This window comes from Pseudonocardia sp. ICBG1293 (assembly GCF_020131355.1).
Lineage (GTDB): Bacteria > Actinomycetota > Actinomycetes > Mycobacteriales > Pseudonocardiaceae > Pseudonocardia.
This window is the reverse complement of the sequence record NZ_JAHLEL010000038.1, coordinates 269,903-285,048: the sequence shown is the minus strand read 5'-3', so window position 1 is coordinate 285,048 and position 15,146 is coordinate 269,903. Positions and strand designations below refer to the sequence as shown.

Genomic DNA, 15,146 nt, shown 5'->3' with positions numbered 1-15,146 from the left:
ACCCGGCGTCGCTACCCGGCGTCGTCGACCGGTGCGAACACGCGGGCCCAGTCGACCTGCAGCCGCACCTCGTCCGGGGTGCCCGCGTCCGGGGCCGGGATCCAGCCGGCGGCCGGCCCCTGGTCGAGCTGGACCGCCAGGTGCATCGGGGAGGTCGGGATCGCGCGGCGGTCGGTGGTCTCCCACCTCTTCGCCCCGTCGACGTACCAGGTGATCCGGTCGGGCAGCCAGTCCAGGGCGAAGGTGTGCCAGCGGGTGAAGTCGCCGGGCGCGGCGGTGGACAGGATGTGGTTCTGCGCGCCGTAGTGGACGAATGCGGTGGCCGCGTGCCGGTCGCCGAACGGGATCTCCATCATGTCCAGCTCCCCGTCGTCGGGGAAACGCTCGGAGTCCGGCCAGAGCAGGATCGCCGGGCTGTAGCCGGTGCCGACGTCGGTGCGGGCGCGGAACTCCCAGCGGCCGTAGAGCTGCCCGTCGTGCATCGCGACGCCGCCCGAGACGCCGCCGCCCGCAGCCCGCGGACGGGCGGCGACGGTGAGCAGGCCGTCACCGACACCGACCGCCGACGGGCGGCGCAGACCGTTGCCGAAACCGCCGGGTGAGTCGTAGACGGTCCAGGTGGAGCGGTCGACACGGGAGCCGTCGAACTCGTCGCCGCCGACCTGGCGCCACTGCTGCGGCGGGGGCGGTGGCGGCGGGGGCGGCAGCTGGTTGTCCAGTGCGGACGTCGACGGGTCGGCGGCGACGGCCGTGCCGTCCGGCGGGACCAGCACGGTCCAGGTCAGCCCGGCGACGGCGACGAGCACCAGCGCCAGCACCCCGGCGCCGTGCGCGACGCGGCGCCGCAGGCCGGTGACGGCACGGTCCGGGCGCTCGGCACGGACGACGGTGTCCCGGGCTCCGGGTGCGCCGGGGCCGACGCGCGCGGTCGTGGCGACCGGTACCGGCGCCGCGGGAGGACGCCCCGCGCGGACCGGCGCCACGGGGGGCGGCGCTGCGAGGGGCGGCGCTGCGGGGGCCGGCGCAGCAGGCGTCGACGCGACCGAGGTCGACGCGACGGGTGACGGCATGGCGGGGGGGCTGGAGCGCCGGGGGGTGGGGAACAGCTCCAGCACCGCGACCGCCGCCACCGGGACCAGCACCGCCGCCCGCAGGTCGGCCACCTGGAACCGGGGGTCTGCGCGGGCCGCGGACGGGGTCCGGGGCGGAGTGCGGGGGCACGGGAGCCACCCGTCCGCGGACGGAGGGTGCCGGGGCCGGGACCGGCTCCACGGCAGCGCGATCCACGGCAGCGCGATCCACGGCAGCACGGCGTGCGACGGCGCGGTCCGCGCCGGGCAGGGCCACGGTCGACGCCACGATGTCCTCGGGACGGGCCACAGGTCCGCGGGCGGCGGGCCGGACAGGCTCGGACCCGGCGCGCCCGGGCGGAGCGGGTTCGGACCGTGCGGGCTCGGACCGGACGGGCTCAGGCCGGACGGGTTCGGGCCGGACGGGTTCGGACCGGGCGGCCGGGGCGGTCCGGGGTGCGGGGTGCGGGGCCCGCCGTCCGGTCGGCCACGGTGCGGGCTGCCGACCGCCGACGGCCGTTCCGGGCGAGCGGTGCCGACCGGGGTCCGCGGCGTCCGGCCGGACCGCCCCGGAGCGGGAGGAGCCGGGACGGCGGTCGTCGGGGCGCGCACCACCCACGGCGGCGTGCCGCGACGTGTCGGGGCGCTCCCCACGCCGCGACTCGCCGCTCACCGGTTTCTCCACGCAAGCGTGGACGTCCGGGGGCGCGCCCGGTTGCCCAGGCCCGGGGTCGCGCACGTCACCACCCCGTCCACCGGCCCCCGCGGCTCAGGCCGGCGGGGCCCCGACGGTCGCGGGTGCGCCGTAGGACCGCAGCACCTCCGGCACCGTGACCGTCCCGTGCGCGTCCTGGAAGTTCTCCATGATCGCGAGCATCGCGCGGGCGGTGGCTCCGGTCCCGTTGAGCGTGTGCACGTTCTCGGTGGGCGCCCCGGCCTCGCGGCGGAACCGGACGTTGAGGCGGCGCGCCTGGTAGTCGGTGGTGTTGGAGCACGAGGTGATCTCCCGGTAGCGCTCCTGCATCGGGAACCAGGCCTCGATGTCGTACTTCTTCGCGGCCGGGTTGCCGAGGTCGCCGACGGCGATGTTCTGCACGCGGTAGGGCAGCCCCAGCTCCTGCACGATCGACTCCTCGTGGGCGAGCAGCTCCTCGTGCACGTCCCGGGAGTTCTCCGGCAGGCAATAGACGAACATCTCGACCTTGTCGAACTGGTGCACCCGGAACATGCCCTTGGTGTCCTTGCCCGCCGCACCGGCCTCGCGCCGGAAGTTCGTCGAGAACGCGACGTAGCGCGCGGGCAGCGCGTCGAGGTCGACGATCTCGTCCATGTGGATCCCGGCGAGCGCGACCTCGGAGGTGCCGGTGAGGTAGAGGCCGTCCTTCTCCAGCTCGTAGAGGTTCGACGCCTCGGTCGGCAGGAAGCCGGTGCCGTACATCGCCCGCTCGTTCGCCAGGACCGGGCCGAGCACCGGGACGAAGCCCTCGCCGGCGAGCTTGTCCATGACGTAGCGGAACAGCGCCATCTCCAGCCGCGCGACGTCGCCGAAGCGGTAGGCGAACCGCGACCCGGACAGCCGCGCACCCCGGGCCATGTCGACCCGGCCCGTCGACGACGCCAGGTCAAGGTGGTCGCGCGGGGGGAAGTCGAAGGCAGGCGGGGTGCCCCAGGTGCGGACGGTGACCGCGTCCTCCTCCGCCATGCCGTCGGCGGCGGTCGGGTCGGGCAGGTTCGGGATGCGGGCGAGGATCTCGGACCGTTCGGTGTCGGCCACCGCGAGGGCGTCCTCGGCCGCGCGCAGCTCCTCCTTCTCCTGCTTGAACTGCTCCACCTGCTCCGGGGTGGGCCTGCCCTTGGGCCGCTGCTTGGCCGCGGCGCGCAGGCTGCCGACGCGGTCGGTGGCCTCTCGCCAGCGGGCGTCGACCTCCAGCAGGGCGTCGAAGTCCGCGGACGCGCCGCGACGGGACAGCGCCGTGCGGAAGGTGTCCGGGTCCTGTCGGGCCGCCTTGAGGTCGATCACTGCTGTTCCAGCCTCTCGCGTAGTGGAGGGGCCATCGTAGGACCGGGAATGATCGGACCCGCGCGGTGGTAGTCACCACCATGAGTGTTTCCCTCGGCCGGTACGGCGTCTGGCGGCACGAGACGGGGCTGTCCCCCGATCTCGCCGCGGAGATCGAGAAGCTCGGGTTCGGTGCGGTGTGGGTCGGCGGCTCACCGCCCGGCGACCTCGCGCTGGCCGAGTCGCTGCTCGACGCGACGACCTCGCTGGCGGTGGCGACCGGCATCGTGAACATCTGGGCCACCCCCGCCGACGAGGTCGCGGAGTCGTTCCACCGCATCGAGGCGCGGCACCCGGGACGCTTCCTGCTGGGGATCGGCGTCGGGCACCCGGAGGCCACCAGCGACTACACCCGGCCGTACGCCGCACTCGTCGCCTACCTCGACCGGCTCGACGAGCTCGAGGTCCCCACCGACGGCCGCGCGGTCGCCGCACTGGGCCCGAAGATGCTCGACCTGGCCCGCGAGCGGTCCGCCGGGACCCACCCGTACCTGACCACGCCCGAGCACACCCGCTCCACGCGCGAACGCTACGGCGCCGGGGCGCTGATCGCGCCGGAACACAAGGTCGTGCTCGACGACGACCCGGCCGCTGCGCGCACCCTCGGTCGCCCGGCCGTCGAGAAGCCCTACCTGAGCCTGGTCAACTACCGGAACACCCTGAAGCGGCTCGGCTGGGCGGAGTCCGATCTCGACGACGGCGGCAGCGACGCCCTGATCGACGCGCTCGTCGCCCACGGCACCCCCGAGCAGGTCGCGGCCCGCCTCACCGAGCACCTCGACGCGGGCGCCGACCACGTCTGCGCCCAGGTCATCACACCCGGGATGCGCGAGCCGGAGGGCGACCTGCGGCGGCTCGCGAGCGCGCTGGGCCTGTCCAGCGCGGGCTAGCCTGGGCGGGGTGCGCCCCACCCCCGACGACCCGTCCCTGCTGGGACCGCTGCAACGGCCGGCGCCACTGATCGTGGCGGCGGCCGTCGCCGTCGTCGTGGTCCTGGCCGGGATCCACCGCGGTGACGCGGCCGCCGGGCGACTCGACCGGGGCGCCGACGCCGTGCTGGATGCGCTGGGGCGCGGTCCGGGCACCCTGCTCACCCACGCGGTGCCGTTCGGCTCCCCGCCGGTGGTCGTGCTGTCCGCGCTGCTGCTCGCCGGGGCGGCCCTGGTCCTGCGACGGCCACGCCTGGCCGCGCTGGCCGTCGTCGGTCCCGGTCTGACCGGCGTCACGACGACGGTGCTCAAGCCACTGGTCGGGCGCACCATCGCGACCCCCACCGCGGCCGGCTACGCCTTCCCCTCCGGCCACACCGGCGGGGCGGTGTCGATCGGGCTCCTGGTCGCCCTGCTGCTGGTGGGGCTGCTGCCGGTGGTCCGCACCGGCCCGGCCGTCGCCGTCCTGGCCGCGACGACGCTCGTGGCCGGCGGAGCCGTCGGCGCGGGGATGGTGCGGATCGGGGCGCACTACCCGACCGACACCGTCGGGGGGCTGTGCTCCGCGCTCGCCCTCGGTCTGGGCGCGGCGACGGTCATCGACCGGATCGCCGACCGCCGGGCCCGGCCCGCACCCGCGGCCTGACCGCGCCTGCACGACGGCCGGCCGTCGCGGCCCGGCCGGGCGCGGGGACCCGGCCGGCACCACCTCACCCGTCCACCACCGTCCGGCCCGTCTCGACCGCCGGGCAGCTGGTGCGGACCGGGCACCGTTCGCAGTCCGGCCCGGCCCGGGCGACGAACACCGCCCCCGCCGAGTCCTCGGCGCAGGTCATCAGCACGTCGCGCCAGTGCCCCATCTCCTCCGGGCGCAGCGCCTCCTGCTTCGGCTCCTTCGCCTCGCCGCCGGCCTTGCGGTCGGCCAGGAACAGCAACCGCGCTCCGCCGGGCTCCACCCCGCCCCCGACGAGCTGGTCGAACGCACCGAGCGAGGCTGCGAGCTGGTACACGGCCAGCTGGTGGTGCTCGGCCGTGGCCCTGGCCGAGGTGGCCGTCTTCCCGGTCTTGACGTCGACCACGACCGGACGGCCCCGGTCGTCACGTTCGAGCCGGTCGACGCGTCCCCGCAGCCGGACCCGCCGGGCCGCACGCGCGGCCCCGCCGCCACGGCCACCCGCCCCGTCGCCGTCGGTGTCGACCGGCAGGAGGGCCGCCCCCGCCGGGTCGCCGTCGCTCGCGCCGGCACCACCGGTGGGCGGGCCGGGATCGTCGCCCTCGCTGTCGTCCTCCCCGTCCAGGTCCAGCTGGACCGGCTGTTCGACGGCCACCAGCTCCAGCCCCTCGGCACGGCTGCGCCGGACCCAGTCGTCGAAGGCGGCGAGCATCTCGCGCACCCGCACCAGCTCGCGACGCCCGAACCAGGGCGCCCCGGTGTCGAGCCGCCGCCACGCCGAGCGCAGCGCCTCCTCCAGCTCCACCGGGTCGGCGCCGGCGGCGCGGGCCTGGACCAGCGCGTGCACCAGCGACCCGGTGACCGCGGAGAGCGCACCGGTCTCGTCGCCGCCGTGCCGGGACAGCACCCAGCGCAGCGGACAGCCCGCGATCGTCTCGACGTCGGACGGGGAGATCGGCACCAGCTCGCCGTCCGCGCGCAGCGGGGCCGCGTCGGACAGCTCGGCCGTGCCGTACCAGCTGTCGGGGTGGGCGCCGGGGACGTCGTCGGCCGCGAGCCGCGCCAGCTGGGCCGCAGCCCGGCGGCGACGCGCGGCGCGCCCCGGGTCGCCGCGGTCGGGTTCGGTGACCGCCCGGCGCAGCTCCCCGACGAGCTCGGCCATCACCAGGGACCGTTCCGGCCGGTGCACCGGGCGGGCCTCGGCGGCGTCGGCGGGGCGCGGGTCGAGCTCGTCGAGGAACCGGGAGGGCTGCTCGTCCTCCCCCTGCACGGCGCTGACCAGCAGGGTCGTCCGGGCACGCGTGCAGGCGACGTAGAACAGCCTGCGCTCCTCGGCGAGCAGCGGCGCCGTGCGGGACACCGCGTCGTCCGGGGCGGCGACCCCGCCGACGAGGTCGACCAGCCGTTCGTGCCCGAGCAGGCTGCCGCGCAGGCGCACGTCGGGCCACAGCCCCTCCTGCACCCCGGGCACCGCGACGACCGCCCACTCCCGGCCACGGGCGCCGTGCGCGGTGAGCAGCTCGACCGCCCCACCCCGGGGCGCCTGCGGGGCCAGTGTCTCCCCCGGCAGCTGCTGGTCGACGAGGTACTCGAGGAAACCGCCGACATCGGCGCCGGGCAGCCGGTCGGTGTAGCGGGCGGCGGCATCGAACAGGGCCAGGACCGCGTCGAGGTCCCGGTCGGCGGCCGCACCACCGGGACCACCGCGGGCGCTCGCCTCGCTCCAGCGCTTCGCCAGGCCGGTGCGCCGCCACACCTTCCACAACGTCTCCTCGACCTGCTCACCCGCACCGATCGAGCGCGCGGCGGTGTCGAGCAGGCGCCCCACGTCGCGCATCGGGGCGGCCTCGGCGGGCGAGAGCATCGGCAGCGGGTCCGGCCGGCCCGCCACCGCGTCGCGCAGCATCTCGACCAGCAGCGGGTCGCTGCTCGCCGCCGCCGGGTCGATCCCACCGGTCTCGACCCGCTCGTCGTCGGCGAACACGCGGACGTCGTTCCCCGCGGCGGCGTGCATCCGCAGCAGGCCGCGGCGCAGCCGTCGCATCCGCATCGGGTCGCCGCCACCGAGTGGGGAGGTGAGCAGCGCGGTCGCCAGGTCGGCGTCCACCGCGGACGGCCGCCACGCCGCGCGCAGCACCAGCAGCAACGGCACGACGGCGGGCTGACGCGGCAGCGGCACCTCGTCCGGTGGCGCCGCCAGGGGGACCCCGGCCGCGGCGAGGGCGCGGCGCAGCGCGGGCAGGGTGCGCCGGGCGGACCGGGACAGCACCGCCATGTCCGACCACGGGACGCCGTCGACGAGGTGCGCGCGGCGCAGCCGGTCGGCGATCCAGCCCGCCTCCGCCGACGGCGACCCGAACACCCGGACCTGCACGGGCTCACCGACCCCCGCCGCGTCCCGGGCGTCCCCGGGGGAGGCGACGGCCGTCGCGTCCCGGGCGTCCGTGGGGGAGGCGACGGCCGCCGTGGACCCGTCGTCCTGCTCGGGACCGCGCCGGGTCCGCGTCACCCCGGCGCCGGGCAGCTTCTCCGCCACCCGCAGCCCCGCCGCCCGCACCCCGGACTGCTGGCGGTGGTCGACGGTGAGGACCTCGGTGGGCGCGTCCAGCACGGTCAGGCCCTGCGGGTCCGCACCGCGGAAGGTGAGGACCGCCTGGTCGGGGTCGCCCGCGAGCAGCGTGGACCCGGCGTGCTCGGCCAGCGCCGCGACCAGCTCCATCTGTTGCGGGTCGAGGTCCTGCGCGTCGTCGACCAGGAGGTGGTGCACCCGGCGCCGCTCCTGCTCGCGCAGGTCCGGGTCCGCGGCCAGCGTGTCCAGCGCGGCGGCGACGAGCTCGGCCGAGTCCAGGGCCGGCGCCGTGGCCTGCGGCGCGCCCCGTCCTGCCGCCCCGCGCAGCAGCGTGACCTCCTCGTAGGTACGGAAGAACCGGGCCGCGGCGACCCACTCCTCGCGCCCGTGCTCGCGCCCCAGCTCCGCCAGCTCCCGGGGACCCAGTCCGCGCTCGGCCGCCCGCAGCAGCAGCTCGCGCAGCTCCGCCGCGAACCCGGGCAGCCCGAGTGCCGGGTCCAGCCGCTCCGGCCAGCCCGAGCCGGCCACGGTGCCGTGCCAGCCGTCGATCTCGCCCGCGAGCAGCTCGCGGACCACCACGTCCTGCTCGGCCGACGCCAGCAGCCGCGGCGGCGGGTCCTCGTGGCGCGCGGCGTGCAGCCGCAGCACGCCGAAGGCGTAGGAGTGCACCGTGCGGACCAGCATCTCGCGGGTGGTGCGGACCCCGAAGTCCCCCGCGAGGTCACCGCCGCCCTCGGTCAGCAGCGACGTGAGCCGACCGCGCAGCTCCTCCGCGGCCCGGCGGCTGCCCACCAGCAGCAGCACCGATCCGGGCGGCTCCCCGGCCCGGATCCGGCGGACCACCGCGTCGAGCAGCAGGCTCGTCTTGCCGGTGCCCGGGCCGCCCAGCACGCGCAGCGCACCCCGCTCGTGCGCGAGCACCCGCGCGGCGGCACCGGTCCACTCCCTCGCGGGCGCGGGCCGGGGGGCCGCGCGCACCAGGCGCGGCGACGCCTGCTCGGGGGCTGTTCGGCTCATGGGGCGATGAGACCACGGGGCACCGACAGCGTCAGACTGCAGGCGTGGACGAGGAGATCCTGGAACGGGTGCGCGAGGTCGTCCGGTCGATCCCGGCCGGACAGACCCTCAGCTACGGCGAGGTGGCCGACCTCGCCGGCATCCGCTCGGCGCGGCTGGTCGGCCGGATCCTCGCCGAGGACGGTCACGACCTGCCGTGGCACCGGGTGCTGCGTGCGGACGGGCGCTCGGCCCCGCACATCGCCGTCGAGCAGGCGGCCCGGCTGCGCGCCGAGGGGATCCTGATGGTCGACGGCCGGCTGCCCCGCGAGCACCGCGGACGCTGACCGCTCCTCACCCGCCGCGACGCGCCCCGATCCCGGCGACGATCGCCTCCACCCCCCAGGTGAACGCCTCCTCCGGCAGCGCGGCGACCTCGTCGCTCAGGGCGTGGCTGAGCGGCTGCGCGTCCGGGTCGAGCCGGGCCCGGCGGCGCTCGGTGGTGTACGCGGCGCCGCGTACCGGGTCGCGTCGCTCCTGCTCCTCGATCACGAACCCGACGACGTAGGCGTTCACCGTCGCCAGCGCGCGCTGGGCGTCGAGCGGGGCGAACCCCTCGGCGACGAGGGCGGCCAGCGGGACCTCCAGGGAGCGCAGGGCCTCGTCGTCGAGCAGGTGGGTGCCGGCGACGAGCATCGCCCCGTCCCGGTATCCCAGCAGCGTGTCCCGGGTACCGGCCGCCGCGGCCCGCAGCAGCGTCGCCCAGTCCGACCCGGCCGCCTCACCGACGCGCTGCAGGACCCGCCGCACGACGCGCGTCGCCATCTCGTCGCGCAGCGCCGCCATGTCCGGGAGGTGGTAGTAGAGCGCTCCCGCGCGCACCCCGAGCCGGGCCGCCAGCGCACGGGCGGTGATCGCGTCGAGTCCGCCGTCGGCCAGCAGCTCGAACGCGGCGTCGACGATGGCCTCGCGGTGCAGCGCCACCCGTGCCCCCTTGACGTTGAACAATGTTCAGAGCAGTGTAGGCGACACTGTTTTTGAACACTGTTCAATGGAGGTGTGCCATGAAGGCCGCTGTCGTCACGTCGTTCGCCACCGCGCCCGCCTGCGCCGACTTCCCGGTGCCCGGGCCGGGCGCCGGAACGGTCGTGGTGCGCATGCTCGCCGCCGGCGTGCACCAGCTGGTGCGCTCGGTCGCCGCGGGCTCCCACTACTCCGCCGGGGACCGGCTGCCGTTCGTCGCAGGCGTCGACGGGATCGCCGAGCTCGACGGCCGCCGCGTCTACACCGGTGGCTGCCCGGCCCCCTACGGCACGATCGCCGAACGCACCCTGGTCCCGGCAGGCTGGACCGTGCCGGTCCCGGACGCGCTGTCCACCGAGCTCGCCGCGGCCGTGGTGAACCCGGCAATGTCGTCGTGGATGCCCCTGGCCGACCGCGGTGTCCCGGCGGGCGGCACCGTGCTGGTCCTGGGCGCGACCGGCGCCTCGGGCTCGCTGGCCGTGCGGATCGCACTGCACCACGGCGCGGGCCGGGTGATCGCGGCCGGGCGCGACCCGGCCGCGCTGGAGCGGGTCTGCGCCGACGACCGCGTCGTCGGCGTCCGGATCTCCGACGACCCCACGACGACCACCGCCGCGCTCCTGGCCGCCCTCGACGGCGGTCCCGACCTCGTCCTCGACTACCTGTGGGGCCCGGTCGCCGGGGCCGCGTTCGACGCGCTGCGCGCGGACAGCCTGCAGCACGGCGGGCGCGCGGTGCGTTACGTGCAGATCGGCTCGCTCGCCGGACGGACCGTGGAGCTGGACGCCGCGATCCTGCGCGCCCGCCGGATCGAGGTCACCGGCAGCGGCGGCGGCAGCATCGACCCCGCGCTGCTGTTCGCCGAGCTGCCCCGGCTGCTCGACGCGGTCGTGTCCGAGGACCTGGACGTACCGCTGCGGGTGGCGGACCTGGCCGACGTCGAGCGGGCCTGGTCCGCCGACGGGCCCGGACGCCTGGTGATCGCCACCGGCTGATCCACCGTCGCCGACCGACACGCACGTCCGCGCCCTCCCCGGGGCGGGAACGTGCTCGTCGACGCGGGGTCGAGCGTCGCGACCCCCTGGACACGACCACGACCGGGCGACTCCCGGCGGCGCCCCGGCCGGTGCTGCGCGGGGGTCAGAAGAGCGGAGCCACGACCCGGACCCCGGTCAGCGGCGGGCCCGGCCCTGCACCCAGGTCGCGCCACGGTCGTCGTCGGTGCCGATCCGGGCGGTGAGGCCGTGCGCGGTGAACACCTCGGCCAGCACCGGCGCCTGAGGGGTACCGGTCTCGATCAGCAGCGTGCCGCCCGGCGCGAGCCATTCCTCCGACCCGGCGGCGACGCGGCGGGCGGGGTCGAGGCCGTCGGCGCCGCCGTCGAGCGCGGCGCGGGGCTCGTGGTCGCGGGCCTCCGGGGGCATCGAGCCGATCGCGGTGGTGGGGACGTAGGGGGTGTTCGCGACCAGCACGTCGACCCGTCCGCGCAGGGCGGCCGGGAGCGCGGCGAACAGGTCACCGGTGTGCACGCTGCCGGTCCCCGCCAAGTTGTCCGCGGCGCAGGCGGTGGCGACCGGGTCGGTGTCCGCGGCGTGCAGCTCCACGGTCGTACCCCGTCGCCGGGCCGCCCGGCGGGCGACGGCGAGACCCAGCGCGCCGCAGCCGCAGCACAGGTCGACGACCCGTGGGCGGGCGGTACCCGGGAGCGCGGCGACGGCCGCGTGCACCAGCGCCTCGGAGCGACGGCGCGGTACGAACACCCCGGGCCCGATCCGCACGGTCAGCCCGTCGAACACGACGCGGCCGAGCAGGTGCTCGAGGGGCTCGCCGCCGATCCGGCGCCGTACCAACGCCTCCAGCTCCGGGCCGTCGGCCGCGGCGGCGAGCAGCGCGGCCTCGTCCTCGGCGAACACGCAGCCCGCGGCACGCAGCCGGGCGACGAGGTCCGGGCCGGCCCGGGGCACCGTCAGGCCGCGAGCACCGCGGCGGCTCCGGCCGCGTAGCGCTTGAGCACGGAGCTGACGACGTCGTCGTGCACGCCGAGCGGGTCGGCGACGACGTCGGCCCCCGACCGGAGCAGCCGCGTCTGGAAGACCCCCGGGGCGAGCAGCCAGGACGCGACCGCGACCCGCTGCTCCCCGGCGTCGCGCAGGCGGGCGACCAGCTCGGCCACCGAGGGGGTGCCGGTGGCGGCGAACCCGACCGGGACCGGACGGCCGACCCGGCGGGCGAGCATCCCCGCGCTGGCGTGCACCTGGGCGACCGCCGACGGGTCCGACGACCCGGCCGCGGCCAGGACGACGGCGTCCCCGTCGCGGTGGCCTGCCGCGCGGAGGCGGTCCAGCGCCGCGGCGGCGAGCAGCGGGTCGGGGCCCATCGAACGGGTCACCGGGAACCGGGCCGGGTCGGCGCCTGCCTCGGCGAGCTGGGCGGGCAGGTCGGTGCGCACGTGGTAGCCGGCGGCGAGGAACGCGGGGACGACGACGGCGCCGTCGCACCCACGGTCCTGCAGGTCGATGACCGCGTCGACGACCTTCGGCCCGCGGACGTCGACGTAGCAGACCTCGACCTCCGGGCCGCGTTCGGCGACGGCCGCGGCGAGCGACCGGATCACCGCGTCGGCGTCGTCGGAGCGTGACCCGTGCGCGACGAGGAGCAGCGGGAGCCCGGTCACCGGGTCGCCTCCGGGTCCTCGGCGCAGTGCGCGCCGTGCTCGGGCTCGAGCGCGAGCCGGTAGCCGCGGCGCACCACGGTCTGCACCAGCCCGGGGACGCCGAGTGCGGCACGGAGGCGGGCGATCGCGTTCTCGACGGCGTGCTCGTCGCCCGCCCCACCGGGCTGCGCGGCGAGCAGCTCCGCCCGGGACACGACGCGGCCCGGACGCTTCGCGAGCAGCCGCAGCAGCGTCATGGGCGTCGGCGGGAGCGGGCACAGCCTGCCGTCGACGAGCACCGCGTGTCCGCGCAGCTCCAGCTGGTGGCCGCCGACCGGGAGCTTGCGGGCCCGGGCCGGCGCGACGGACTCGCAGGTGCGCACCATCGCGCCGAGCCGGGAACGCTGGGGTTGCACGGTCGGGACGTCGAGCGACTCCAGCGGGGCGGCGGTGACCGGACCGACGCAGAGTGCCAGCACGGGGCCGCGCAACGCGGCGAGCAGGTCCTCGCGCAGCCCCCGCTCGCCGGCGCGGGCGAGGATGCCGGCCGCGGCGGGCGCGCTGGTGAAGGCCAGGACGTCGATCCCGCCGGTCAGGACGGTGTCGATCAGCCGGTCCAGCGGGCCGAGGTCCAGCGGCGGCGCCCACCGGTAGACCGGCACCGTCACGACCTCGGCGCCGGCCATCTCCAGCGCGTCCACGACGTCGGGCAGCGGCTCGCCGTGCAGCTGCACCGCGATCCGGGTGCCCTCGACGCCCCGGTCGAGCAGGTGCTCCAGTACCTCGGCGGTGGATTCCGACTCCGGGGACCAGGCGTCGACCAGGCCCGACGCGCGGATCGCGCCGCGGGCCTTGGGTCCGCGGGCGAGCATCTCCGACCGGCCGAGCGCGACGAGCAGCTCCTCGCCCAGCCCCCAGCCGTCGGCGGCCTCGATCCAGCCGCGGTAGCCGATCCCGGTGGTCACGACGGTGATGTCCGGCGGCGCGGCGACGAGCTCGCGGGTCCGGTTCTCGAGGTCGGCGTCGTCGGCGAGGGCGACGATGCGCAGCGCGGGCCCGTGCTGGATGCTCGCGCCACGGCGCTCCAGCATCGTGGCGAGCTCCTCGGCACGGCGCGCCGCGGTGATGCCGACGGTGAACCCGGCCAGCGGTGGCACCGGGGCCGCGTCGGGCGCGGCGGCGGTGTCTCGGGCGGCGGATCGGGTCACCGGTTCTCCGTTCCTCCGATACCCCGGCCGTCCGGCGCGCAGGACGCACGGAGGTCGCCGGGGACGTCGCGGGTGGTGGTGGGCACGACGGTGCGGGAAGGCCTGTTCACCGTAGCCCGACCTGCAGCGCGTCGCCCATCACCCGGACCACGAACGCGGGCAGGCTCACAGCCTCGCCCTCGTCGGCCCCGTCGAGGCAGCGGCCGTCGCGCAGGGCGAAGATCTGCTTGTACAGCGGCGAGGCGACGGTCGGTTCGCCGCCGCGGTCGCCGACGATGCCGCGCGACACGACCGCGGCCCCGGTGAAGGGGTCGATGTTGCCCAGGGCGTACACGGAGTCGTCGGCGAGGCGGAACAACGCGACCTGGGTGTCACCGACGAGCGCGGCGCCCCCCCGTTACCTTCTTGATCAAGCCCGCTGAGGGCTTGCAGGCCGCCGGCCGCGGTATGACTGACTGCCCCTGTCGCCCGATGATCTGGGGGGTGTTGTCGCCGTGGCCGGAGGGCGCCAACGACCGCTGATAGAGACCTGACCCGTGTGGTCTGCTCGTAACGTGGCTGCCGGCGCGGGTGCTCGTGGTCGGCCTGCCGCGACGAGAAGGGAGCGGCGGTTGCCCGATCCTGACCAGCACCCGACCGGGTTCGCGGTGTTCTGCGGCCTGGACGTGGGCAAGTCCGAACACCACGCCTGCGCGGTCGACACCAACGGGAAGCGGGTGCACGACAAGGCCCTGCCCAACGACGAATCGGCGCTGCGCACCGTGCTGTCCGGGCTGGCCGAGCACGGCGCGGTGCTGATGGTCATCGACCAGCCCGCCTCGATCGGAGCGCTGGCCATCGCCGTCGCTCGTGATCTGGGGATCACGGTGGCCTACCTGCCCGGGCTGGCGATGCGCCGCATCGCCGACCTGCATCCCGGGCAGGCCAAGACCGACGCCCGCGACGCCCACGTGATCGCCGAGGCCGCCCGGACGATGCCGCACACCCTGCGCCGGGTCGGCACCGACGACGAGACCCTCGCCGAACTCACTGTGCTCGCCGGTTACGACGATGACCTGGCTGGGCAGAGCACCCGGCTGACGAACCGGCTGCGCGACGCCCTGCTGCATGTTCATCCCGCCCTGGAACGCCTGCTCGGGCCACGCCTGGACCGCGGTGGCGTGCTCGACCTGCTCGCGGCCGCGCCCACCCCGCAAGCCCTGCGAGAGCTCGGCGCTGACGGGATCGCCGAGACGATGCGGGCCCGGTCGCCTCGACTGGCCCGCACCCTTCCCGCCCAGATCCTGACCTCGCTCGACGCCCAGAGCCTGACCGTTCCCGGCACGGCCGCGTTCGCCCGTGTCATCACCGGCGTCGCCGGGCAGCTGCGCCAGGTCCACACCGAACGCGACCAGCTCGCCGACGAGCTCGAAGCCCGCCTGGAGGCCCACCCTCTTGGACCGGTCCTGACCTCGATGCCCGGACTCGGGGTCAGGACCGCCATCAAGATCCTCACCATCGTCGGCGACGGCTCCGGGTTCCCCACCGCCGGGCACCTCGCCGCTTACGCCGGCCTCGCCCCAGTCACCCGCCGCTCCGGCACCTCGATCAAAGGCGAAACCCGATCCCAGCGCGGCAACCACGCCCTGAAATCCGCGCTGTTCCTGTCCGCATTCGCCGCCCTGGCCGACCCCGCCAGCCGCGCCTACTACGACCGCAAACGAGCCGCCGGCAAACGACACAACGCCGCCCTGATCTGCCTCGCCCGACGCCGCACCGACGTCATCTACGCCATGCTCCGCGACCGCCGCCCCTACAACCCGCCCACGGTCAACAACCCCGATCCAGAACTCGCCGCCGCTTGACGAACCCATAGAGACACCCCCCCGGCCGGGCTGCAGCCGGTCCACCGGGCAGACGGTCAGCCAGCCGGCGGGCTCGGTCCCGGCGGGGGCGGGCGCGGTCGTCGTGCCGGTCGTGGTGGTGG

At 76.4% G+C, this 15,146-nt stretch carries 12 protein-coding genes and 1 pseudogene; 5 read left to right on the top strand and 8 right to left on the bottom strand.

Features of this window, described 5'->3' with window-relative positions; genetic code table 11:
* Positions 1–11: 11 nt before the first annotated feature.
* Together KPF47_RS15120 and serS are read right to left on the bottom strand one after the other, a co-directional pair.
* Positions 12–1,310: a family 16 glycosylhydrolase gene (locus KPF47_RS15120; RefSeq protein ID WP_224389425.1), complete on the bottom strand. Its 1,299-nt coding sequence runs from the start codon at positions 1,308–1,310 to the stop codon at positions 12–14.
* Between the two features lie 529 nt (positions 1,311–1,839).
* Positions 1,840–3,090 carry a serine--tRNA ligase gene (serS, locus tag KPF47_RS15115; protein WP_224389424.1) on the bottom strand — a complete coding sequence of 417 codons (1,251 nt, stop codon included), beginning with the start codon at positions 3,088–3,090 and terminating at the stop codon, positions 1,840–1,842.
* Between the two features lie 80 nt (positions 3,091–3,170).
* Here serS and KPF47_RS15110 point away from each other — a divergent pair, with 80 nt between their 5' ends.
* Both KPF47_RS15110 and KPF47_RS40130 read left to right on the top strand, forming a co-directional pair.
* Positions 3,171–4,019, top strand: coding sequence for an LLM class F420-dependent oxidoreductase (locus KPF47_RS15110; protein WP_224389423.1), 849 nt, complete (start codon positions 3,171–3,173; stop codon positions 4,017–4,019).
* 10 nt (positions 4,020–4,029) lie between these two features.
* Positions 4,030–4,704, top strand: coding sequence for a phosphatase PAP2 family protein (locus KPF47_RS40130; RefSeq protein WP_224389422.1), 675 nt, complete (start codon positions 4,030–4,032; stop codon positions 4,702–4,704).
* 64 nt (positions 4,705–4,768) lie between these two features.
* Here KPF47_RS40130 and KPF47_RS15100 read toward each other — a convergent pair whose 3' ends face one another.
* Positions 4,769–8,317: an ATP-dependent DNA helicase gene (locus tag KPF47_RS15100; protein WP_224389421.1), complete on the bottom strand. Its 3,549-nt coding sequence runs from the start codon at positions 8,315–8,317 to the stop codon at positions 4,769–4,771.
* Positions 8,318–8,361: 44 nt separating this feature from the next.
* On the opposite strand from KPF47_RS15100, the gene KPF47_RS15095 reads away from it, so the two are divergent.
* Positions 8,362–8,643, top strand: a complete 282-nt coding sequence (locus tag KPF47_RS15095) for an MGMT family protein (RefSeq protein ID WP_224389420.1) — start codon at positions 8,362–8,364, stop codon at positions 8,641–8,643.
* A gap of 7 nt (positions 8,644–8,650) precedes the next feature.
* Here KPF47_RS15095 and KPF47_RS15090 read toward each other — a convergent pair whose 3' ends face one another.
* Positions 8,651–9,280 (bottom strand): TetR/AcrR family transcriptional regulator C-terminal domain-containing protein, encoded by a 630-nt coding sequence (locus KPF47_RS15090; protein WP_224389419.1) that lies wholly within the window; start codon positions 9,278–9,280, stop codon positions 8,651–8,653.
* Between the two features lie 80 nt (positions 9,281–9,360).
* Between KPF47_RS15090 and KPF47_RS15085 the strand changes: the two genes are divergently transcribed.
* Positions 9,361–10,314 carry a zinc-binding alcohol dehydrogenase family protein gene (locus tag KPF47_RS15085; RefSeq protein WP_224389418.1) on the top strand — a complete coding sequence of 318 codons (954 nt, stop codon included), beginning with the start codon at positions 9,361–9,363 and terminating at the stop codon, positions 10,312–10,314.
* 177 nt (positions 10,315–10,491) lie between these two features.
* Here KPF47_RS15085 and KPF47_RS15080 read toward each other — a convergent pair whose 3' ends face one another.
* The 4 genes and pseudogenes from KPF47_RS15080 to nirD form a co-directional block, all read right to left on the bottom strand.
* A complete protein-coding gene (locus KPF47_RS15080) occupies positions 10,492–11,283 on the bottom strand; it encodes a putative protein N(5)-glutamine methyltransferase (protein ID WP_224389417.1) in 792 nt (263 codons plus the stop codon).
* Between the two features lie 2 nt (positions 11,284–11,285).
* Entirely contained in the window at positions 11,286–11,993 is a 708-nt protein-coding gene (locus tag KPF47_RS15075) for a sirohydrochlorin chelatase (RefSeq protein WP_224389416.1), read from the bottom strand.
* Complete coding sequence (locus tag KPF47_RS15070; RefSeq protein ID WP_224389415.1) at positions 11,990–13,180, bottom strand: uroporphyrinogen-III synthase; 1,191 nt, start codon at positions 13,178–13,180, stop codon at positions 11,990–11,992. The genes KPF47_RS15075 and KPF47_RS15070 overlap by 4 nt, the downstream gene beginning before the upstream one ends.
* A 106-nt stretch (positions 13,181–13,286) precedes the next feature.
* A pseudogene (gene nirD / locus KPF47_RS15065) lies at positions 13,287–13,574 on the bottom strand (nitrite reductase small subunit NirD); the annotation flags it as partial.
* A gap of 217 nt (positions 13,575–13,791) precedes the next feature.
* Here nirD and KPF47_RS15060 point away from each other — a divergent pair.
* Complete coding sequence (locus KPF47_RS15060) at positions 13,792–15,024, top strand: IS110 family transposase (RefSeq protein ID WP_224386690.1); 1,233 nt, start codon at positions 13,792–13,794, stop codon at positions 15,022–15,024.
* Positions 15,025–15,146 lie beyond the last annotated feature (122 nt).

Excerpts from the sequence above, each read along its gene's own strand:
- KPF47_RS15110 (WP_224389423.1), top strand. The coding sequence starts at position 3,171 with ATGAGTGTTTCCCTCGGCCGGTACGGCGTCTGGCGGCACGAGACGGGG.
- KPF47_RS15085 (WP_224389418.1), top strand. The coding sequence starts at position 9,361 with ATGAAGGCCGCTGTCGTCACGTCGTTCGCCACCGCGCCCGCCTGCGCC.
- KPF47_RS15100 (WP_224389421.1), bottom strand. The coding sequence starts at position 8,317 with ATGAGCCGAACAGCCCCCGAGCAGGCGTCGCCGCGCCTGGTGCGCGCG.